This window comes from Roseibium sp. (assembly GCF_048260565.1).
Lineage (GTDB): Bacteria > Pseudomonadota > Alphaproteobacteria > Rhizobiales > Stappiaceae > Roseibium.
On sequence record NZ_JBLXGP010000009.1, the window covers coordinates 107,696 to 127,725 of the forward strand.

Genomic DNA, 20,030 nt, shown 5'->3' on the forward strand with positions numbered 1-20,030 from the left:
TTGACCGGGCCGGGTCGTAGGCTCATGTATATGCGCACAAGCGCATAAACGGATAAGCGAAGATGACCGATACCATCAGGGTCTTGGGCGCCCTTGCAGAGCCTACCCGCCTTGCCGCAATCGGCATTCTGTTCGACGGCGGCGAGCATTGTGTCTGCGAGCTGATGAGCAAGCTTTCCGCCACCCAGTCTCGCATGTCCCGGCATATGGCCACGCTCAAAACGGCAGGTCTCGTCATCGACCGGCGTGACGCCCAGTGGGTGCGCTACCGGCTGAACCCGACAATGCCTGCAAGCGTCCACGACATCGTGGCAGCCGCCGTTGCCGCCGGCCAACAAGGCGCCGAAAGGAAAGCCGCATGAGCCTCCCCGTTTCCGAACCGCAACCGAAAAGTAACGAGGCGCTCCTGTGGAGCGTCGGTGTTGCCGCATTCGCCGTTCTGTGGTGGCTGATCTACCAGCAACTGTCACCGTTCGCGGAGTGGCTGGTCTCGCTGCTGCCCGTGGAGCGTTCAAGCCACACCGGCGAGGCACTGGCCTTCTTCTTCTATGACGTGCCGAAGGTGATGATGCTCCTGACCGGTGTCGTCTTCGCCATGGGTGTGGTGCGCAGTTTCTTCAGCCCGGAAAAAACCCGGGCGTTTCTCTCCGGCAAGCGCGAGGGTGCGGGCAATGTGCTGGCGTCGTGCCTCGGCGTACTGACGCCGTTCTGCTCCTGCTCCGCCGTACCGCTCTTCATCGGTTTCGTCTCCGCCGGCATTCCGCTCGGCGTCACCTTTTCCTTCCTGATCGCCGCGCCGATGGTCAATGAGGTCGCGCTGGCCCTGCTGGTGGGTCTCGTCGGCTGGAAGGTCGCACTGACCTATCTCGGTTTCGGTCTCGGCGTTGCCATTGTCGCCGGCTGGGTGATCGGCAAGCTGCGCCTGGAAGGCTGGCTGCAGGACTGGGTGCGAGACATTCACTCCGGCGCCACCACAGTGGAGGCCATCGAGGGCGACCACCTGACGCTGTCAGACAGATACCGGCTCGGCATCGAGGCCGTGCGCGAGATCTTCGCCAAGGTGTGGCTCTGGATCGTACTCGGCATCGCCGCCGGCGCGCTTATCCATGGCTATGTTCCCCAGGACCTGATGGCGCGGATCATGGGCGCCGACGCCTGGTGGTCCGTTCCCGCCGCCGTCGTCATGGGCATCCCGATGTACACCAATGCCGCCGGCGTGATCCCGATCGTGGAAGCCCTGCTCGGCAAGGGGGCGGCGCTCGGCACCGTGCTCGCCTTCATGATGAGCGTGATCGCGCTGTCCATGCCGGAAATGCTGATCCTGCGCCAGGTGCTCACCCTGCGTCTGATCGCCGTGTTCATCGGCGTGGTCGCCTCCGGCATCCTCGCCGTCGGCTACCTGTTCAATCTCATCTTCTAAGAGGACTACCCCCATGAAAGACATCAAGGTCTACGGCCCCGGCTGCAAGCGCTGCGAAACCACCGAAGCCATGGTGAAGGAGACGGCAGAAAAGCTCGGCGTCGACGTCTCGGTCGAAAAGGTCACCGACCCGCGCGCAATCGCCATGGCTGGCGTCATGTCGACCCCGGGCATTGCCATCGACGGCAAGCTGGTTCATGCGGGCGGGCTGCCGGACGGGAAGAAGCTGGAGGCCTGGCTTTCCGCCTAGTCGAGCAGATCCGTCAGGATCTCATCCGCCCGCCGCCACAGGATCGCGCTGCCGCAGTCGGGATCAACGACCCGGCGGGACTGCGGCAGCCTTTTTGAAAGCGAGAGGCCGAAATCCGGCGCGTGGACCGGGCTGGTGTCCTTCTCCCCATACCAGAGGGTGACCGGCACCGGCATCTCCGCCACGTCGAACGGCCAGGGCCCGAGCGCCAGAAGCGTATCGCGAACGTAACCGGTATTGCCCTGGGCAAACCCCTCCGCAAGCGCGGCCCTGTAGGCCGGCCCCACAGGATCGGTGGAATAAATCTCCCGGTCGGCGTCGGAACTCATGCCCAATACCAGATCGTAGAGGCCTTCGGCATCGGCGAAGCCTTCCAGGAAAGCCATAAATCCCTCCGGATCGGAGGCAGCCGTTTCCACCATCGAGCGGACCTCTTGCGGCAGCATCCCGGCGAACTCCCCTCTGCCGAGATCATCCTGACCGGCCACGACGGCGAGCCGCGAGATCCGCCCGGTCATGGCGAAGGCAAAAGCGAATACCGCGCCCTGTGAGAAACCGACCGCCGGAATCCGTTCGACTCCAAGCTCGTCCAGGAGTGCCGACATATCTTCCGACAGGCTAAAGAGAGACTTTTCGGGATCGGGACCGGATTGTCCGAGCCCCGGACGATCGGGTACGATCAAGCGAATGCGGAGGCTGTCGAGGTGTTCGAGACCGAAGCCGAGCGAAGCCCCCATACCCGCACCGGTGAAGAACAGGACCGGGCGGCCATCCACCGGCCCCCATTCCGCCCAGGCCAGTTTGCGGTTGCCGGGACGGATAAGCGTATTGCGGCGCTCCGCCGGACGAATCGCGGGCCCGTTGTCTGTAAGTGTCATGGGAAAGGAATCCAGATGCAGCGCGGACGCACATCGCCCACGCGTTGAAATCATTGAGGGTGAACGAATTTGGCCGCCGGTGCCCCGCAAAACGCGGGGAACGGGGGGCTTATATGAGAAAACCGGTCCCGGATAAAGTGGGCTGCGCACGGTTTTTCGGCCCGGACACAGGCGGAGCATTCGGCAGGAAAACGGTTTCTTGGGCGCTTCGTGATTGACTGCGCTCAAGGCGCCATGCCGATTTCCGGTCCGCAATTCCTTCCAATCCGTCATGTCCAAGTTTCGTTTCTATTACAAATACCCGTGGTTTTTCATCGGCGCGCTCCTGATGGTCGGCCTTTACATGGTTTACCTCGGGTCCGAGACCATGGCTTCGGCCAAACGCCTTGCGGCGGATCCGGGGCATGTAACTGCGGAAATCGTTGCCAAGGAATATCGGTCAGGTCGCAGCGTGAGCAAGCCGGGGCTGGCCTTCACGCTGGAATATACACTTGCCGAACCCGGCAGCCCGACGACCTATACCAGCATCGCCAATGTCGAACGGCTGACCTATGAAAGCCACGATATCGGCGACACGATCGACGTCCCTTACGACCCGGAAAAGCCGGACGTCACGGAAATCACCAAAGGCGCCATTCGCGAGGAAGGCAACACGATGCTCATCCTAAGTCTGGGCGTCTTCTTCCTCACCTGCTGCATGGTCCTGGAACGCCCGGTCCGCAGTTTTTTCGGGATGAACGATCCGTTTGCGTGAGGGGTTAGCTCCCCTCCCCCATCTCCACCTTGCCGACGATCTCCTCGAACTTCGCCCGGACCGATTTCTGGATGTCGGCGAGTTCCAGTTCCAGGTGGGCGAGGTTCGGCGCACCGCCGGCGCGGGTGAGGAGGTCGATGACGCCACGGGGGGCCTCTGCGGCGCTGAATTTGCCCGACAGCGCCATGCGCAACACCTGAGTCAGGCGGTGGTAGAGGCGCAGCGCCTGCAGGAGCAGGTCGGCGTCGCCCGGCTCCAGCAGCTTTGCCGCGCGCAGGTTTTCCAGCGCGTCTTCCGTGCCCTGGGCCAGGACCTCCGGATGGTCATGGGCATAGACCAGTTGCAGGAACTGGGAGAGGAATTCGATGTCGACCAGGCCGCCGGCGACCTGTTTCAGGTCCCAGACGTCCTTGGTGCCCTTTTCCTTCTCGATCCGGGCGCGCATGGAACGGACGTCATTGGCGAGTTTCGCCTTGTCACGCTTTGTGGCCAGGGTTTTGCGCAGGAGGCTGTCGATCTTGTCTTCGAAGCCTTGCGACGAGGAGCTTATGACACGGGCACGGGTCAGCGCCATATGTTCCCAGGTCCAGGCTTCCTTTTTCTGATAGGCGACGAAGCCGTCCAGATTGGTGGCAAGCGGCCCGGCGTTGCCGGAGGGGCGCAGGCGGAAGTCGACCTCGTAGAGGCTGCCTTCCGCCATCGGGGCGCTGAGCGCTGTGACCAGCCGCTGGGTCAGGCGGATATAATATTGCGAGATTGCCAGAGGGCGTGCGCCGTCGGACTCTTTGGCGTCGGCAGGCGCCTCATAGAGCAGGATCAGGTCGAGATCCGAGGCGGCGGTCATTTCCCGCCCGCCGAGCTTGCCCATGGCGAGCACCGCTTGGTTTCCGCCGGGTACCATGCCATGGCTTTCGGCGACATGATCGACGACGCGGGCGAGCACCCGGTCGACCACCACTTCCGCCAGGCGCGCCAGCGCAAAGCCGACCTTTTCCGCGCCCAGCGTATCGGAGATAAGCCTGAGGCCGATCAGGAACTGCTGTTCCTGGGCAAAGATCCGTGCCCGGTCCAGCGCCTCCTCGTAATAACGCGCCATGGCCAACGTCCGGTCCAGGCCTTCACGGAATTCGTCGACGCTCGGCATGGCGCCGAAAAAGGCCGGGTCCAGCACCGTGTCGAGCACGTGGATCCGGCGCGACACGGTTTCGGCCATGCGCGGCGCGGAGCCCATGACCGTGGCGAGCAGGGTCAGGAGCTGTGGATTGGACTTGAGCAGGGAAAAGAGCTGCACGCCAGCGGGCAACTTCGCCAGGAAGCTGTCGAAGGCCCGAAGCGCGGCATCGGCATTGTCGGTCTCCGCCAGTGCGGTGATCAGCACCGGGTGCAGTTCGGTCAGCCGTTCGCGCGCCTTGGTGGATCTTGTCGCCGGATAGCGGCCGAAGTGCCAGGACTTGATGATGTTGGCCGCTTCCGACGGCTGCTTGTAGCCGAGCTGTGAGAGCGTCTCCAGCGTGTCGGGATCGTTGTCGTCGCCGGTGAAGACCAGATTGCCGAGATTGGAGGCCAGCTCTGGTTCGTCCTCGAACAGGCCGGCGTAATGGCCCTGCACCGTCTGCAGCCGCTGCAACAGAGCCGCCTCGAACGCCTCCAGGGTTTCGAAGCCCATCAGGTAGGCGACGCGGGTCAGGCCTTCATTGTCCTTGGGCAGCAGCTGGGTCTGCTCGTCGTTGAGCATCTGGATGCGGTGTTCGACGTTCCGGAGGAAGACATAGGCCTCGTCGAGCTCGTCGCGTGCGTCCTGTTCGATCCAGCCCGCCTCCAGGAGACCATTGAGCATGTCGAGCGTGCGCCGGCCACGCAGCGCCGGATTGCGGCCACCGGCAATGAGCTGCTGGGTCTGGACGAAGAATTCGACCTCGCGGATGCCGCCGCGGCCGAGCTTCACGTTGTGGCCGGCAACCGCAATCTTGCCATGGCCCTTGTGCATATGGATCTGGCGCTTGATCGACTGCACGTCGGCGATCGCCGCGAAGTCGAGATACTTTCGCCAGATGAACGGCACGATCTCCCGCAGGAACGCTTCGCCGGCGGGAATATCGCCGGCACAGGGGCGCGCCTTGATCAAGGCCGCCCGCTCCCAGTTCTGGCCGAGGGATTCGTAATAGGCCAGAGCCGCCGGCACGGACATGGCAAGCGGGGTCGCGCCCGGGTCGGGACGCAGGCGCAGGTCGGTGCGGAAGATGTAGCCCTCGGCGGTGCGCTCCTGCATCATCTTGACCAGCCGCCGGGTCAGGCGAACGAACTCCACCGGCGCTTCCGCATTGCCGACCATCGGCGTCTTGTAGGGATCGTAGAGAACGATCAGGTCGATATCGGACGAATAATTGAGCTCGTTGGCGCCATGCTTGCCCATGGCGAGCGCGAAGAAACCGGAGTCCACTTCCGGGTTTTCGAGATCTTTCGGTTCGAATTTGCCCTTGGCGGCGAGATCGGTCAGGCAGAAACGGATGCAGGCGTTCAGGGCCGCATCGGCAAACCCGGCCAGGGCTCCGGTGACCTGATCGAGATCGATGGCGCCGCCGATGTCGGCGATCCCGAGCGTCAGGGCAAGGTCATGTTTCAGGAGGCGCAGGTCGCGCATCAAATCGGCTTCCGTTTCCGCCGCTGCGATACGGGCGTCTTCGATCAGACGGCGGATTCGCGCTTCCGGCGGATCGTTCAGGATCCGGATCAGCCGGGCCGGATCGGCAAGCATCAGGTCGCGCAGATAGGTGGAATTTGCGAAAATGCCGAGGATACAGTTGCGAACGCTGTCCCGGGCCTCCAGGAACGCCCGCAGACCGGCAGCCTCTTCGCTCCGGTCGGCCTTCTCCAGAAGATCATCCAGAAACAGGCCGGCCCGCTCGGGCTCCAGCGCCCGCGGGATAACCGTCAACCGGTCGGAGAGGATCGCCGCGTTCTCTTCAGTCTTCCTGGATTCCTGGTTGCTCGTCATGCGCGTTCTTGTCCCCCTGGCCTCCGGCGCCCTCGTCCTTGGCCCATTTCAAATCGATGACGGCCGACAGGCCCGGGTTCGCATCCTGCAGGACAAGCGAACCGCCGTGCAAGCGGGCAACCGCATTGACCAGGCTGAGGCCCAATCCGTAACCCGGCGCACTCCGGCTGGCATCGAGACGGACGAACCGGCGCCGCACCCGGTCGGCATCTTCCGCCGGAATCCCCGGCCCGTTGTCCGACACGTTGAGGAGAATACGATCCTCATGCCGTTCGGCCTTGATGGAGATCACGAGATCGCCATCGGCGGGCTTTCCGTATTTAAGCGCGTTTTCGATCAGGTTGACGAGGGCCTGGGCGACGAGTTCCCGGTTGCAGCGGGCCATGACGGTTTCAGACACCTGAATATCCAGGCGCCCGCCTTCATCCTCCACCACGGGTTCGTAAAGATCGGCCATCTCCTCGACCACGGCCTTCAGATCGACATCGTCCATGCCCGATTCCGGCGCCATGGCCTCGACGCGGGCGATGCGCAACAACGCATCGAAGATCCGGATCAGAGTGTCGCTGTCATCAAGGGTAGCCTCGAGCGCGGACCGGTATTCCCCGTCCGACTTCGCCTCGCGCAGAGTGGTTTCCACGCGTGTGCGCAGGCGCGTCAGCGGTGTCTTCAGGTCGTGGGCGATGTTGTCGGAAACGTCCTTCATACCCTGCATCAGCAGTTCGATACGGTCGAGCATCTCGTTCAGATTGGTCGCCAGCCGGTCGAACTCGTCACCGTTTCCGGCAACCGGCAGACGTCCGGACAGATTGCCGTGCATGATGGTCTGACTGGTCGCGGCAATGCCGTCGATCCGCTTCAGCACGCGGCGGCTGACGAACAGCCAGGTGATCACGGCCATGACCACGACGACGGCGAGCCACAGGCGCAGAGCCTCGCCCAGAAGAGCGGAGAACCGCTGCTGCTCGCCCAGATCGCGGCCGACCAGAAGCCGGTATCCGCCACGCAGCTCGAACGTGCGCACCAGCGCTTCGCGTTCCACGTCGCCGCCGGGTTCCACGCGGGCATATTTCACCCGGCGGATATCCCCGTCCGCCTCATCGAGAACGACCGTCGGCAGTCGCGCGATGTTGCCGGCAATGGTCACTCCGGCGAAATCGGTCAGGAGATAGAGACTTGCATCGGGACGGCGCGCCCGGCGGTCGATGCTTTCGACCACGGAGCGGACGCCGCCGCGGACATATTCGTCGGCCAGGCCGGAAATCTCCGCGTCCACGGTCTGCACGACCTGGCCTGCCATCAGTTGGTTGGTGTTGCGGGAAATATAGACCAGCAGAAAGCCGGACAAGCCGGTGAACACGGCGATATAAAGCACCGACAGCTTGAAAGCCGTCGTTCGGATAATCCTAGTGAGACGCGTCACGGATCGTGTACCCGGCACCGCGGATGGTATGCAGCAGCGGCACGTCGAAGCCCTTGTCGATCTTCCCCCTCAGCCGCGAGATATGCACATCGATGACATTGGTCTGGGGATCGAAATGATATTCCCATACGTTTTCCAGAAGCATGGTGCGGGTCACGACCTGTCCGGCATGCTGCATGAGGTATTCCAGCAGGCGGAATTCCCGCGGCTGCAGCGGAATGTCCGTGTCGCCGCGCCTGCAGGTATGGGACAGACGGTCGAGAACCAGATCCCCCACCTTGTAGGTCGTCTCCACCTCCGCGCCCGCCTTCGGGCGCCGGGACAACGCCTCGACCCGCGCCAGCAGCTCGGTAAAGGCATAGGGCTTGGGCAGATAGTCGTCGCCGCCCGCCTTCAGGCCCTTGACCCGGTCATCCACCTGTCCGAGCGCGGACAGGATCAGCACCGGGGTGTGGTTTCCGGCCTTGCGCAGGGTCTCGATCACTGACAGTCCATCGCGTTTGGGCAACATCCGGTCGACGATCAGGACATCATAGGTGCTCGACGTGGCCAGCTCCAGGCCGGCATCGCCATCCGGGGCCTGATCCGCCAGATGACCCAGTTCCTTAAGACCCTTGGCCAGATAGGCCGAGGCCTCGGCGTCGTCTTCGATAATGAGAATCCGCAACATAACCTCCTTTTACAGAAGAATGACACAAGGATGTAGTGGCAATTCCCAAAGACGCGGCTGGCGGCAAGTCCGGAAGATCCGGGCTGCCGCCAGCTGGTGCGACACGGCCGAGTGCGGGGGGCAGAGGGGGGATCAGCCGGCCGTGTCTAACTGGGAACCTTGCTTCGCTCAGCCTACCTTTTTCATCGGCAGGGCGACAAAGCGGGAGTTGTCGCCGCGCTCCACGCGGAACAGAACTGCCTTGCGGCCATCCTTTTTCGCGGCATCGACCGCCTTGGCGACATCCTCCGGTGTGGAGACCTTCGTGCCGGCCACTTCGAGGATCCGGTCGCCCTGGCTCAACTGCTTTTCGGCAGCCGGACCATCCGGGTCGACATCGGCAATGACCACACCGTCGCCATCCATGCCGGCTTCCTTGGCGGTCGTCAGGGCAAGGCCCAGATCGTCAAGGGTTGCCTTGGACGGCTCGATCTGGCTGTCCGGGGTGTCGGCGCTGGCGGTCGTATCGGACAGGCGGCCAAGCTTGACCTCGACGTCCTGTTCCTTGCCATCGCGCCACAGGGACACCTTCACTTCCGTATCCGGATCGTAGGCTGCGATCACGCGGGACAGTTCGCGCGGATCCTTGATGCTCTTGCCGTCAACGGCGAGAATGGTATCGCCCGTTTTCAGGCCGGCGGCCTGCGCCGGGCTGTCGTCCTGAACCTGGGCAACCAGGGCGCCGCGGGTGTCCTCAAGGTCGAGGCTTTCGGCGATATCGTCGGTCACAGGCTGGATCTGGACACCGAGCCAGCCGCGGACAACCTTTCCGCCGTGCTCCAGGTCCATAATAACGTCACTTGCCGTGGACGCGGGGATCGCGAAGGCGATGCCCACATTGCCGCCCGACGGCGAGTAGATCGCCGCGTTCACGCCGATCACCTCACCCTTCATGTTGAAGGCCGGACCGCCAGAGTTGCCGCGGTTCACAGGGGCGTCGATCTGGATGAAATCATCGTAAGGACCTGCACCGATATCCCGGCCGCGGGCAGAGACGATCCCTGCGGTCACACTGCCGCCGAGGCCGAACGGGTTGCCGATGGCGACGACCCATTCACCCACTTGCGGCGCATCGTCCGCGAACTTCACATAGGTAAACTTCTTGTCCGCATCCACCTTCAGGAGCGCCAGATCGGTGCGCTTGTCGGCGCCGACCAGCTTGGCGCTGTATTCCTTACCATTGTCGTCGATGACAGTGAATTCGGTACCCTTGTCGATCACGTGGTGGTTGGTCACCAGGTAGCCGTCTTCAGTGATAAAGAAGCCGGAGCCCTGGGCCATGCCATAGCGGTGCTTGCGCGGCGGCGTGGCGCCTTCACTTTGACCCTGGCCGCCGAAATCCCTGAAGAAACGGCGCAGAGGGGAATCCTTCGGCAGACCGTTGAAGAAGTCGTTGAAGCTGCCGTTGTCGCCGTTGCCGTTGAAACCCATCATGCGGGGCTCGAGTTCTTCTTTGACCCGCACACTGACAACTGCCGGCTGAACGGACTTGACGACATTGGTGAAGTCGACCGGACCGGCACTTTCGACCTTGACCGGATCCGCCAGAGCGGCCTGGTTCGGAATAACGGTCTGGGCGGTGAGGATACCGGCAACGCCGAGAGCCATGGCACCTGCCAGCAGGCCGGCACGGCGTCCGCGCAGGGAGATTACCTTGCCTCTCTTGGGGGTCTGATTTTGCATCTGTGTTCTTCCTCTCATGACTGACGGATCAGATTTCCGGCAGGAACGCGGGGTACTCCCCTGCCGCTTCATGATGGAAGATAGGAATGCCAGCCTTACAGACGCCTGTCGGGGAGATTAAGCTTTCGTAAGGTTGGCAGACGTACCGCCGAAGACCACCGGCTCCGCGCCTGCCTGCCATCTGGAGACCTTCGGCATGATGGCCGCGAAACGGTCCGAAGCCTCAAAGGCGCTCAGCCAGCGTAACAGGGAGGGCCAGTCCTGGGCCTCGAACCACGTGCGGTCGGTATTGGCGAACTGGCGAACGAAAGGAAGAATCGCAAAGTCTGCAAGGGAGGCTCGGGATCCGAACAGCCAGTGCGATCCGGAAAGCCGGCCGTTCAGATCGAACAGATATCGGGACGCCGCAGCCCTTTCGTCTTCGCGATCCGCGTCCTCGTACCGGGTGTCGTATTTGTAACGATCGAGATGACGTTTGAAGGGGCCGTCGATCCGACCGATCAGCGCCAGCATATCCTCCATTGAGGCCGCTTCGGGAGCCAGCCAGCTTTCCGGATCGTGCTGCCGGAGCGCCCAGAGCATGATGTCCAGGCTTTCATCGATGACATCTCCCTGTCCGGTGACCAGACAAGGCACCGTCGCCGAAGGCGAGGCGGCCAGAAATTCCGGCGCCTTGTCACGAAGGACGATTTCGCGCAATTCCACAGCCGAGCCGCTTGAAAGCACAGCCAGGCGCGCGCGCATGGCGTAAGGACAGCGTCGGAAAGAATAAAGGACCGGAAGAGCGGACATGGCACCGGTGTCGACCATCGCCTGGCCAACCGTCAAGTGCGGAAATCACTCCGACTGCAGGGCAAGCAGATTTTCCAGACTCAGGGAGCCGGTCTTCCGTGCGCGCGCCGGATCGCTTCCGTCCGCTTCGCCGCGGGCTTCATCCAATACGGCAAACAGATGTTCGACGGCATCAAGCCCCCTTGTCGGCTCTCCGCGGGCTTCCGCCATGTCCCGCTGCCCGGCAATCACCGCCGTCAGATCGGTCTTCCGGTTCGGGTCGAAGGGCCCCGGGTCGGTCCCCGATATCCGCGCGGACGTTTCCCGCATGTGCATTCGGAAATCCTCTCCATGCGTCTCCAGCATCATGATGTCGGCCAGGGGCACATAGCCGGCGGCTTTCAACTCCTCCGCAAGCTGGTCGATTTCACGTGGCGATATGGATTTCGGATCGTATCGGGCGGCAATCGCGTCCAGGTCAGGCTGATCGGCCTGCCTGTTTCCGTTCACACCGGCATGAATTTCCGAGTAAGGGGTTGTTTTTGCCGCCCCGGCAGAGCCGGCTGAGCCAGCCGAGCCGCTCTCGCCGGCGGACGCTTGTCTGTTTCTGCCTGAATGGCCGACCGAAAGCCCGCTCATGAATTCAATTGCCGATGCTACGGACATGCTTCCTCCGCCCATACTTACCCTGCCACGTCGAAATACGAAGCAAATGCAATGCCAAACCGCAACTCGACGTCGCCAGACAGAAAACCACCAGCTTTCAAAATAACCGTTTCGAATATCCGTAATTTTTACATTAATTTTTCCTGCAACACCTAATACAAGCAAAACTACTCAGACTTTTAATTTCTTACGTTAGGCCAAATTAAAGGTATTCTTGAAATACTTAATCACCCGATTTTCAGGCAGGAACTCCATGCTTACTTCACTTGTTGACCTCGCCAAAGAAAGCAGCAGCGATAAGCGGCGCGAACTCATGGGGCACGTCGTGTCTCTGTTCGTCATGGGCGCGGAAAAATACAACAACGAAGAAATCGCCTTGTTCAATGGCGTTCTCAAACGCCTTGTCGATCTCGTGGAAGACACGGACAAGGAAGAGCTTTCCGAAAAGCTGTGCGAAGTCCGGACCACGCCGCGCGAACTGGTCCTGAAGCTGGCAAATGAAGATCTCGTCATATCCAAATACATGCTGCAGTACTCCACGGTCCTGACCCTGGATGACCTGATGCAGCTGGCCAAGATCAAGGGCCAGGGGCACTTGTTGGCGATTTCCAAACGCGAAAGGCTGGAAGCCCGGTTGACCGATGTGCTGATCGAGCGCGGCGAGCAGCCCGTCCGGCGGTCTGTAGCCGCCAATCCGGGCGCGGAACTTTCTCATTGGGGGACCAAGTTCCTGGTCAAGATTGCGGAGAAAGACCCGGTCTTGCGGGAAAGCATGATCAACCGCAGCGATCTCAAGCCTGAACATTTCGACCGGCTGATCAAGCAACTGCCCGAGGAGCAGGGCAAGAAAATGCGCCACCTCTATACCAGTAACGAGAAACTTGCCGAAGAGCTGTTCCACGAAGCCGGTAACCTGGTGGCGAAAAGCAAGCTGGACCGGAAAAATACCAGGATCGATACCAAGGGGTCCATAAGAGAGATCAAAAACGGCACAAAGTCGCTGGACAAGGTCTTTGTCGAGCACACGCTCTCCAACCGGCTCCTGGATCTATCCTATCTCCTGGCGGAACTTGCCGGCCTGGAACAGAAATACGTCCTCAACGCGATCCTGAGGTCCGAAATCGACGGCATTGCGATTGTGTGCCGGGCTCTGGACGTGGGTGAAACGGAATTTTCCACGTTCTGCAAGGCGCGCTGCTCAATCCTCGGCCTTCCTGCCAATGTCGCGGAGAAATGGCTGAGCGATTATTGCGTGTTGACCGTCGCCGACGCCCAAAGGGCACTCAGGTTTATCATGGTGCGCCTGAAAGCCATGGAACAACACGCGGCGTAAGGAAAACCGCGGCCGGAAACCGCAAAGGCGGTTATTCTCGCGCCCTGGTGACGATCGCTGCCCCGCTCTTCAACGTCTTGTGGACCGGGCATTTGTCGGCGATTTCGAGCAGTCTTGCGCGCGTCGCCTCGTCGAGGTCGCCCTCAATGGCAATCCTGCGTTCGAACCGGTCGATCCGACCGCCGTTCTTCCTCATCTCCTCGCCGCAATCCTCGCAATCGGCGGCATGGACCTTGCCGTGGCTGACCGTCGACGCGATCTTCGTGACCGGCAGGTTCTTGCGGTCCGCATACATGCGTAACGTCATGACCGTGCAAGCGCCCAGCGCCGCGGACAGATAGTCGTAGGGAGACGGTCCGGAATTCAATCCACCGACATCTTCCGGCTCGTCGGCAAGCAGCCGGTGCCTTCCACTGGCGATCATGGCCTGGTATTTCCCAAGCCCGGTCTCAACCACCTCTACATGTTCGCTTTCCGACGGCGTTTCCGCTTCCGGGACGGCGTCGAGATAGCCGCTCGCCCAGGCGGCGATGACCCGTGCGGCATAGGCCGCATCTTCCGGCCTGGTCAGCAGATGATCGGCGTTGTCCAGAGACACGAAGCTCTTCGGATGCCGCGCCGCGACGAAAATCTCGGTTGCATTGTCGATGCCCACGACCTCGTCGCGCGGCGCATGCATGATCAGCAGCGCCTTCTTCAGTTGCCGCACTTTCTCGTGCAGAGCATGTTCCTCGAGTTCGTCGACGAATTCCTTGCGGACCTGAAAGCTTCTGCCGGCAAGCTCTACGGTGCCCTGCCCGTCCTTGCGAATCGTCTCCAGATCGCCATGAAAACTTTTCAGGACGTGGGCGGCATCGCCGGGCGCACCGATGGTGGCAATGGCCCGGACCTCCGGCAACGCGCCAGCCACCGAAAGGACCGCGGCTCCGCCCAGGGAATGGCCGATCAGCAACTGGGGGGCCTCAAAATGGTCCGACAGATAGGCGGCAGCCCGTTTCAGATCCTCGATATTGGTCGAGAAACCGGTGGAGGCGAAGTCGCCGCCACTGCCGCCAAGCCCGGTAAAATCGAAACGCAGCACGGCGATGGCCTGTTCGGTCAGGGCGCCGGCGATGTTACGCGCGGCGGCAATGTCCTTGGAACAGGTAAAGCAATGGGCGAAGAGCGCGAAGGCCCGGATTTTCCCGGCGGGCAGATCAAGGCGAGCCGCCAGCCTGGCGCCCTGTGCGCCCTCGAATTCAACCTTCAACGCGCGTTCGGGCATTCGATCTCCTCCTGACGGGACCTTCATGAATAAAGGTACACGTGAATAGATAGGTCGCGGTGAGCGTCCCGCAATCGGTGAAACCGCCGGCGCTTGATGACGCTGGGGAAGTTGTGCGGACACATATCCGCACAAACAACATGCATAAATTTCCCATTATTAGCTGAATGTGAAGACTTTCGGCGACATACTCAGAAAAACCCGGAAATGGCCTGACAATGCTCGACACTTTGATTGAACTTGCAAAGGACAGCTCCTCGACGAAGCGCCATCAACTCGTGGACCATGTCACGGAACTCTTCGCAGCGCGGGCACACAAGAACCGGGCCGAAGAAATCGCCACGTTCAACGAGCTTCTTGAAGGGGTTTTCGACACGCTTGATGACAGCGCCAAGCAGAAAATTTCCGAACGCCTGTCGAATGTAACGGCAACCTCCGCCAATCTGGCCTTCAAGCTGGCCAAGGAAGACCTAAGCATTGCACAACCGTTCCTGGAGCGCTCGCAGGCATTGAAGGACGCTCACCTGCTTGAGATCGCGTCGACCCAGAGCCAGGGACATCTGCTCGCGCTATCCAAAAGAGAGCATCTGGACGCCAAGGTCTCGAAGAAGCTTGCCGAGCGCGGCAGCAAGGAAGTCAGGAGATCCCTGGCAAGCAATCTGGGGGCGGATATTTCCCCGGAAGACCTGGAAAAGGTCATCAAGGAACTGCCGAAACAGATGGGCGAACGGATCCGTCACCTGCGCAAGTCCAACGAGGAACTTATACAGGACCTGTTTCGCGACCCGGCGGAGATCATGGCGGGCGACCCGCTGGAGAAAAAGGAAACGCGCATCGACGTACGCCAGTGGATCGCTGGAATTCGCGAGGGGCACGTCACGCTCAACAAGGCGATTTCCCAGCTGGCTTTCGAAAAGAACCTCTATGACATCACGGTTCTTCTCGGCATAGCTTCGGGCCTGAATCACGCGCATGTGGTCAACATGATGATCCGCTACGATTCGACGGGAATTGCCACCTTGTGCCGCGCAGTCGGCATTCCGGACGGCGAATATGCCCTGATTTGCAAGGCGCGCTGCAATCACCTGAAATTCCCGGAGTCGACGGGCAGCAAGTGGGTCACGAACTACCATGTTCTCGACCCCGCCGAAGCGAAACGCCTGCTCGGGCTTTTGAAGATCAAGCTGCAGAACCGTCGGGCCGTTGCGGCTTAGAGCAGCGGTCAAATGGTTCAAAGCTATCGCCCGCTGCTCTAAAGCGCGGTGCTTTGGTCGTCCGATCAGGCCTTGTCGGAACTGCCTTCTTCCAAAAGCGCGTCGAGCCGGGCTTTCTCATCCTTGCTCAGCGGCCGGGAAGCCAGCACGCCTGGCGCCGCCTTCCGCCTCCTCACGGCCAGGAATATCCCGATCACCCCTGCAATCAACGCGACAGGTGCCGCCGCCCAGAGGATGAGGTTGTGAAGCGCGAAACGCGGCTTCAGAAGCACGAATTCGCCGTAGCGGTCGACGAGGTAGTCGATCACTTCCTCATCCGTGTCGCCGGCGACCAGACGCTCGCGCAGCAGAATCCGGAGGTCCTTGGCAAGAGGCGCATCGCTGTCGTCGATGGACTGGTTCTGACACACCATGCAGCGCAGGTGGGCCGACAGCGCGCGGGCACGGGTTTCCAGCGCCGGATCGTCCAGTATCTCGTCAGGTGCGACCGCAAGGGCGGGCCCTATCAGCGCGACGAGAAGCATCAATCCGGCGAAGACCTTCATCGGTAGGGATCTCAGGGACATGGGCTCACTCCGCCGGTGCCGGCGCAGACGGCATCTTGCGTCCCGCCGCCGGCTTCGGCGCACCGACCCGCAAACGGCGGTCCGCAATCGACAGCAATCCACCGAATGCCATGACCATGCAGCCGCCCCAGATCAAGATCACCAGCGGCTTGAAATAGACGCGAACGTCCATGCTGCCGTCCTGATGAACCTCGCCAAGAGACAGATAGAGCTGCGACAGGCCGGAGGTCAGGATCGCCGCTTCCGTCGTCGGCATCTGGCGCGCGGTATAAATCCGCTTGGACGGGTCCATCGTCGCGACTTCGACGCCGCCGGAACGGACGGTGAAATGGCCGACATCCTCGGTGTAGTTCGGCCCCGTGCGCGGCGCCGCCCCGTCGAAGGTGACTTCAAAATTATGTACTTCGACCGACTCTCCGGGATGCAGGGTCTGGATCTGCTCCTCCTGAAAGGCGGTCGCGGTGACGATGCCGAGCACGGTGATACCGACGCCGAAATGGGCGACCGCGGTCCCCCAGGCCGAGCCGGGAAGTCCCCACAGCCGGCTGATCGCTCGGGCCGGGCCGACCTCGAACAGTCTCACACGGGAAACGATCTCCGAAACCGATCCGGCCATGATCCACACGGCAAGCCCGGCGCCGAGCGGTGCGAGGACCTGCTCCACTCCCCACAGCCAGAATGTGAACAGCACGGCCAGGAGCGCCAGCCCGAAAGCGGCGTAGAGGCGTTGGGAGGCCGCCAGAAGGTCGCCCCGTTTCCAGGCGAGAACGGGACCGAAAGGCACGGCGAGCAGCAGCGGCACCATCAGCGGTGCGAAGGTCAGATTGAAGAACGGCGCGCCGACGGAAATCTTGTCGCCGGTGACGATGTCGAGCGCCAGCGGATAGAGCGTGCCGACGAACACGGCAGTGGCTGCCGCCGTCAGGAAGAGATTGTTGAGGACCAGCGCTCCCTCCCGGCTGATCGGCGCGAACAGACCGCCCTGCTTCAGTACCGGCGCACGCCAGGCGTAAAGCGACAGCGATCCGCCGATGAACAGGCACAGCAGAACCAGGATAAACACGCCGCGCGCCGGATCGGTTGCGAAGGCATGGACCGAGGTCAACACGCCGGAGCGGACCAGGAAGGTGCCCAACAGCGACAGGGAGAAGGTGAAGATCGCCAGCAGGACCGTCCACACCTTCAGTGCATCGCGCTTTTCCATGACGATGGCCGAATGCAGCAGCGCGGTGCCGGCAAGCCACGGCATGAAGGAGGCGTTTTCCACCGGATCCCAGAACCACCAGCCACCCCAGCCGAGCTCGTAGTAAGCCCAGTAGGACCCCATGGCGATGCCAAGCGTCAGGAAGACCCAGGCAAGCAGCGTCCACGGCCGGACCCATCGCGCCCAGGCGGCATCGAGACGACCGAGGATCAGGGCCGCGACGGCAAAGGAAAAGGTGATGGAGAAGCCCACATAGCCGACATAGAGAAGCGGTGGGTGAATGGCCAGACCGATGTCCTGAAGGATCGGGTTCAGGCCGTTGCCCTCGACCGGCGGATTGGCGATGCGGGCGAAGGGGTTTGAGGTCGCCAGCATGAAGAGGGTAAAGCCGGCGGTGATCCAGGCCTGAACGCTCAAGGTGGTTGCCCGCAGCGGTGCCGGGATATTGCGGCCGAAATAGCCGACAAGCCCCCCGAAGAACACCAGGATCAGCACCCACAGCAGGACCGAGCCCTCGTGGTTGCCCCACACGCCGGTGATCTTGTAGAGCAGCGGCTTGGCCGAATGCGAGTTTTCCCAGACATTCACGACCGAGAAGTCGGATGTCACATACGCAATCGTCAGGGCCACGAACGAAACCAGCACCAACAGAAACATCAAGACGGAAACAGGCGGCGCGGTCGCCATCAGCCGTTCATCGCCGCGCAGGGCGCCCCAGACGGGCACGACCGACTGCACCAGCGCAAGCGCGAAGGTCAGTACCAGGGCGTAATGTCCGAGTTCTACGATCATGTGCTCTCCCGCGTCCTTGGAGGACTGTTTCTCAGGCGACCTGGCCCGATTGGCATTCGTTGACTTATTTTTCCGCGCCCTGCCAGACACCCTGCCTCTTCAGCGACTCGGCGACTTCCTTGGGCATGTAATTCTCATCATGCTTGGCAAGAACGTTGTCGGCGACGAAGACGCCGTCCGGTCCGACGGTGCCTTCCGTCACAACCCCCTGCCCCTCCCGGAACAGGTCCGGCAGGATACCCATATAGGTCACCGTTACCGTATTGGCCGTATCCGTGACCTTGAAGCGCACATTGGCATCGCCGGAGCGCTCGACGGAGCCGTCCTCCACGAGCCCGCCAAGGCGAATGCGCTGGCCGGGCGGCACGCCCTTTTCGACAATATCCGTTGGAGATTGAAAGAATACGATTTGGTCGTTCAGCGCAAAGAGGATCAATCCAAGCGCACCGGCCAGAACCACGCCGGCAATTCCGATCAGCGTAAGGCGTCGTTGTTTCCGCGTCATATCTTGTTCGTCCGTCCCAGCCCGGCCGCTCCCTCCAGCGACAAGGGCCCATTAGTATTCCAGGCACATGCCTATTCGGTTTTAAGCCCCAGCTGCCCCGCGGTCTCCTTGATCTGGCCCAAGGCGGCCGCATCGCCCGCGAAGGCGGCCGATGCCTGCTTGAAGGCAGCCTGTGCCTCGTCCTTCTTGCCCAGCACCGTATAGGCCCGGATCAGCCGGGACCATTCCGCCGGGGTTCCCCCCTCCGAATTGAGCCGCTCCGCCAGCCGGCCCACCATACCCGCAACCATCTGATTGCGGTCTTCAGCGCTCATATCGGCGGCAGCCGCCATCTGTTCGCGGCTGGGGCCGGGCAGGTTTTCCGCCGCCGGCGGCGCCGAGCCATCAGATGCGGCCAGGCCGAGTTGTCCTGCAATGTCCCTGATCTGTCCAAGGCCAGCCGGATCACCGCTATATGCGTCCGATGCCTTTTTCAAGGCAGCCTCCGCCTCGTCTTTCTTGCCCAGCACCATATAGGCCCGGATCAACCGAGCCCATTCCGCAGGGCTGCCGCCTTGCGAGTTGAGACGTTCGGCGAGCCGGCCCACCATACCCGCGACCATCTGGTTGCGGTCCTGCGCACTCATATCGGCCGCCGCGGCCATCTGTTCACGGTCCGGGCCAGGCAGATTTTCCGCCATCGGCGGCGCTGAGCCTTCAAGAGCCGCGAGGTTCTGCCGTGCCACCGGAACCCATGGAGCCTGCGGATCGGCACCCTTCAGCAGATCCTGCCATGCGGCGATCGCTTCGTCCTTCTTGCCTTCCTGCCCAAGGGACAGGGCAATGAAGAACCGCGGCTTAACCGCCGTTTTGTCCATTTTTATGGCCTGCTCGAAGGCGCCTCTGGCGTCGGCACTGACAATGCCGTCGTTGGCCACGGTCAAGGCCTCACCGAGATCGGTCATCCGCCTGACATTCGGGCCGAGCAACCGGACGGCATGTTGATAGGCTCTCGCAGCCTCCCGCGGCTTGCCGATACGCATATAGACCGGAGCCAGCACATCCCAGCCCTGGCCGTCCTGGGGATTTGCAGCCAGATGTTTTTCCACGCGCGCGACCAGCACTTCAACCGACTGGTCCTGCGGCGGCGCGGACAGGCGGGCGGCGAGCGGACTGTCCGGAAGATCCGGCGACCCGATGAACAGATAAGTCCCAAGCGCGAGGAGCGGCAGGCAGACGATGGCGACAATTTGCCCGAAGCGCAGCGGCCAGGAAGCCTTCGGAGCCGCCTCGACCTTTTCCGCGCGCTCATGGGCTGCCAACAGCCGGCGGGCAATTTCCGTGCGCGCGGCGCCGGCAGCCTCGTCATCGATCAGGCCACGTTCCAGGTCTTTATCGACCTCATCAAGCTGCTGACGATAAACGGCTTCGTCGGCTGTCGGGCCGGCGGCTTCCCCATCGTGAAGCCGTTTTCTCGACATCGGCACGAGGATGGACAGGGCTGCGACAGCCGTCATTACGGCGATTAGGATCCAGAGCGTCATGAGAGGCACTATAGACATTGGCCGGAGCAGAATGGCAAGCGCGCAGTTATGTGACCTGCCGTCGCGGCTGCCACAAACCT

The 20,030-nt window shown here is 61.9% G+C and carries 18 protein-coding genes; 6 read left to right on the top strand and 12 right to left on the bottom strand.

Annotated elements, in window-relative coordinates; all coding sequences use genetic code 11:
• The first annotated feature begins 62 nt into the window (after window positions 1-62).
• The 3 genes from ACN0SO_RS18305 to ACN0SO_RS18315 are packed head-to-tail and all read left to right on the top strand — an operon-like array spanning window position 63 to window position 1,670.
• On the top strand, window positions 63-362 hold the full coding sequence (locus tag ACN0SO_RS18305; RefSeq protein ID WP_417680163.1) for an ArsR/SmtB family transcription factor: 300 nt from the start codon (window positions 63-65) through the stop codon (window positions 360-362).
• The gene (locus ACN0SO_RS18310; protein ID WP_417680164.1) at window positions 359-1,420 is read left to right on the top strand and encodes a permease; all 1,062 of its coding nucleotides are present in this window, start codon (window positions 359-361) and stop codon (window positions 1,418-1,420) included. The genes ACN0SO_RS18305 and ACN0SO_RS18310 overlap by 4 nt, the downstream gene beginning before the upstream one ends.
• A 13-nt stretch (window positions 1,421-1,433) precedes the next feature.
• The gene (locus tag ACN0SO_RS18315; RefSeq protein WP_417680165.1) at window positions 1,434-1,670 is read left to right on the top strand and encodes a thioredoxin family protein; all 237 of its coding nucleotides are present in this window, start codon (window positions 1,434-1,436) and stop codon (window positions 1,668-1,670) included.
• Here the strand turns inward: ACN0SO_RS18315 and ACN0SO_RS18320 are convergent.
• The gene (locus ACN0SO_RS18320) at window positions 1,667-2,548 is read right to left on the bottom strand and encodes an alpha/beta fold hydrolase (RefSeq protein WP_417680166.1); all 882 of its coding nucleotides are present in this window, start codon (window positions 2,546-2,548) and stop codon (window positions 1,667-1,669) included. The two genes, ACN0SO_RS18315 and ACN0SO_RS18320, sit on opposite strands and share 4 nt — an antisense overlap.
• Before the next feature lie 271 nt (window positions 2,549-2,819).
• On the opposite strand from ACN0SO_RS18320, the gene ACN0SO_RS18325 reads away from it, so the two are divergent.
• Window positions 2,820-3,302, top strand: a complete 483-nt coding sequence (locus ACN0SO_RS18325) for a DUF3592 domain-containing protein (RefSeq protein ID WP_417680167.1) — start codon at window positions 2,820-2,822, stop codon at window positions 3,300-3,302.
• A gap of 4 nt (window positions 3,303-3,306) precedes the next feature.
• Here the strand turns inward: ACN0SO_RS18325 and ACN0SO_RS18330 are convergent, their stop codons facing one another.
• The 6 genes from ACN0SO_RS18330 to ACN0SO_RS18355 form a co-directional block, all read right to left on the bottom strand.
• A complete protein-coding gene (locus tag ACN0SO_RS18330; protein ID WP_417680168.1) occupies window positions 3,307-6,297 on the bottom strand; it encodes a bifunctional [glutamine synthetase] adenylyltransferase/[glutamine synthetase]-adenylyl-L-tyrosine phosphorylase in 2,991 nt (996 codons plus the stop codon).
• Window positions 6,266-7,720 carry an ATP-binding protein gene (locus ACN0SO_RS18335; RefSeq protein ID WP_417680169.1) on the bottom strand — a complete coding sequence of 485 codons (1,455 nt, stop codon included), beginning with the start codon at window positions 7,718-7,720 and terminating at the stop codon, window positions 6,266-6,268. The genes ACN0SO_RS18330 and ACN0SO_RS18335 overlap by 32 nt, the downstream gene beginning before the upstream one ends.
• Window positions 7,704-8,390, bottom strand: a complete 687-nt coding sequence (locus tag ACN0SO_RS18340) for a response regulator transcription factor (RefSeq protein ID WP_417680170.1) — start codon at window positions 8,388-8,390, stop codon at window positions 7,704-7,706. The genes ACN0SO_RS18335 and ACN0SO_RS18340 overlap by 17 nt, the downstream gene beginning before the upstream one ends.
• A gap of 168 nt (window positions 8,391-8,558) precedes the next feature.
• Window positions 8,559-10,112, bottom strand: coding sequence for a Do family serine endopeptidase (locus ACN0SO_RS18345; protein ID WP_417680171.1), 1,554 nt, complete (start codon window positions 10,110-10,112; stop codon window positions 8,559-8,561).
• A 117-nt stretch (window positions 10,113-10,229) separates the two neighbouring features.
• Window positions 10,230-10,940, bottom strand: coding sequence for a glutathione S-transferase (locus ACN0SO_RS18350; protein ID WP_417680172.1), 711 nt, complete (start codon window positions 10,938-10,940; stop codon window positions 10,230-10,232).
• A gap of 9 nt (window positions 10,941-10,949) precedes the next feature.
• Window positions 10,950-11,549 (bottom strand): hypothetical protein, encoded by a 600-nt coding sequence (locus ACN0SO_RS18355; protein WP_417680173.1) that lies wholly within the window; start codon window positions 11,547-11,549, stop codon window positions 10,950-10,952.
• A 253-nt stretch (window positions 11,550-11,802) separates the two neighbouring features.
• Here ACN0SO_RS18355 and ACN0SO_RS18360 point away from each other — a divergent pair, with 253 nt between their 5' ends.
• A complete protein-coding gene (locus ACN0SO_RS18360; RefSeq protein WP_417680174.1) occupies window positions 11,803-12,882 on the top strand; it encodes a DUF2336 domain-containing protein in 1,080 nt (359 codons plus the stop codon).
• A gap of 31 nt (window positions 12,883-12,913) precedes the next feature.
• Here the strand turns inward: ACN0SO_RS18360 and ACN0SO_RS18365 are convergent, their stop codons facing one another.
• Window positions 12,914-14,146, bottom strand: coding sequence for an alpha/beta fold hydrolase (locus tag ACN0SO_RS18365; RefSeq protein WP_417680175.1), 1,233 nt, complete (start codon window positions 14,144-14,146; stop codon window positions 12,914-12,916).
• Window positions 14,147-14,364: 218 nt separating this feature from the next.
• On the opposite strand from ACN0SO_RS18365, the gene ACN0SO_RS18370 reads away from it, so the two are divergent.
• Entirely contained in the window at window positions 14,365-15,360 is a 996-nt protein-coding gene (locus ACN0SO_RS18370; RefSeq protein ID WP_417680176.1) for a DUF2336 domain-containing protein, read from the top strand.
• A gap of 65 nt (window positions 15,361-15,425) precedes the next feature.
• On the opposite strand, the gene ACN0SO_RS18375 is transcribed toward ACN0SO_RS18370, so the two are convergent.
• The 4 genes from ACN0SO_RS18375 to ccmI all read right to left on the bottom strand — a co-directional run bounded on the left by ACN0SO_RS18375 (window position 15,426) and on the right by ccmI (window position 19,968).
• Complete coding sequence (locus ACN0SO_RS18375) at window positions 15,426-15,926, bottom strand: cytochrome c-type biogenesis protein (protein ID WP_417680177.1); 501 nt, start codon at window positions 15,924-15,926, stop codon at window positions 15,426-15,428.
• A 4-nt stretch (window positions 15,927-15,930) separates the two neighbouring features.
• On the bottom strand, window positions 15,931-17,922 hold the full coding sequence (locus ACN0SO_RS18380; protein WP_417680178.1) for a heme lyase CcmF/NrfE family subunit: 1,992 nt from the start codon (window positions 17,920-17,922) through the stop codon (window positions 15,931-15,933).
• 64 nt (window positions 17,923-17,986) lie between these two features.
• Window positions 17,987-18,427 carry a cytochrome c maturation protein CcmE gene (ccmE, locus tag ACN0SO_RS18385; protein ID WP_417680179.1) on the bottom strand — a complete coding sequence of 147 codons (441 nt, stop codon included), beginning with the start codon at window positions 18,425-18,427 and terminating at the stop codon, window positions 17,987-17,989.
• A gap of 71 nt (window positions 18,428-18,498) precedes the next feature.
• The gene (gene ccmI / locus ACN0SO_RS18390) at window positions 18,499-19,968 is read right to left on the bottom strand and encodes a c-type cytochrome biogenesis protein CcmI (RefSeq protein ID WP_417680180.1); all 1,470 of its coding nucleotides are present in this window, start codon (window positions 19,966-19,968) and stop codon (window positions 18,499-18,501) included.
• Window positions 19,969-20,030: the final 62 nt, after the last annotated feature.

What these genes read in the sequence shown, in the direction of transcription:
- ACN0SO_RS18305 (WP_417680163.1), top strand. Translation starts at nt 63, where the DNA reads ATGACCGATACCATCAGGGTCTTGGGCGCCCTTGCAGAGCCTACCCGC.
- ACN0SO_RS18330 (WP_417680168.1), bottom strand. Translation starts at nt 6,297, where the DNA reads ATGACGAGCAACCAGGAATCCAGGAAGACTGAAGAGAACGCGGCGATC.
- ACN0SO_RS18345 (WP_417680171.1), bottom strand. Translation starts at nt 10,112, where the DNA reads ATGCAAAATCAGACCCCCAAGAGAGGCAAGGTAATCTCCCTGCGCGGA.
- ACN0SO_RS18370 (WP_417680176.1), top strand. Translation starts at nt 14,365, where the DNA reads ATGCTCGACACTTTGATTGAACTTGCAAAGGACAGCTCCTCGACGAAG.
- ACN0SO_RS18360 (WP_417680174.1), top strand. Translation starts at nt 11,803, where the DNA reads ATGCTTACTTCACTTGTTGACCTCGCCAAAGAAAGCAGCAGCGATAAG.
- ACN0SO_RS18375 (WP_417680177.1), bottom strand. Translation starts at nt 15,926, where the DNA reads ATGTCCCTGAGATCCCTACCGATGAAGGTCTTCGCCGGATTGATGCTT.
- ACN0SO_RS18325 (WP_417680167.1), top strand. Translation starts at nt 2,820, where the DNA reads ATGTCCAAGTTTCGTTTCTATTACAAATACCCGTGGTTTTTCATCGGC.
- ccmE (WP_417680179.1), bottom strand. Translation starts at nt 18,427, where the DNA reads ATGACGCGGAAACAACGACGCCTTACGCTGATCGGAATTGCCGGCGTG.
- ACN0SO_RS18365 (WP_417680175.1), bottom strand. Translation starts at nt 14,146, where the DNA reads ATGCCCGAACGCGCGTTGAAGGTTGAATTCGAGGGCGCACAGGGCGCC.
- ACN0SO_RS18340 (WP_417680170.1), bottom strand. Translation starts at nt 8,390, where the DNA reads ATGTTGCGGATTCTCATTATCGAAGACGACGCCGAGGCCTCGGCCTAT.
- ACN0SO_RS18380 (WP_417680178.1), bottom strand. Translation starts at nt 17,922, where the DNA reads ATGATCGTAGAACTCGGACATTACGCCCTGGTACTGACCTTCGCGCTT.
- ACN0SO_RS18320 (WP_417680166.1), bottom strand. Translation starts at nt 2,548, where the DNA reads ATGACACTTACAGACAACGGGCCCGCGATTCGTCCGGCGGAGCGCCGC.
- ACN0SO_RS18310 (WP_417680164.1), top strand. Translation starts at nt 359, where the DNA reads ATGAGCCTCCCCGTTTCCGAACCGCAACCGAAAAGTAACGAGGCGCTC.
- ACN0SO_RS18315 (WP_417680165.1), top strand. Translation starts at nt 1,434, where the DNA reads ATGAAAGACATCAAGGTCTACGGCCCCGGCTGCAAGCGCTGCGAAACC.
- ACN0SO_RS18355 (WP_417680173.1), bottom strand. Translation starts at nt 11,549, where the DNA reads ATGTCCGTAGCATCGGCAATTGAATTCATGAGCGGGCTTTCGGTCGGC.
- ccmI (WP_417680180.1), bottom strand. Translation starts at nt 19,968, where the DNA reads ATGTCTATAGTGCCTCTCATGACGCTCTGGATCCTAATCGCCGTAATG.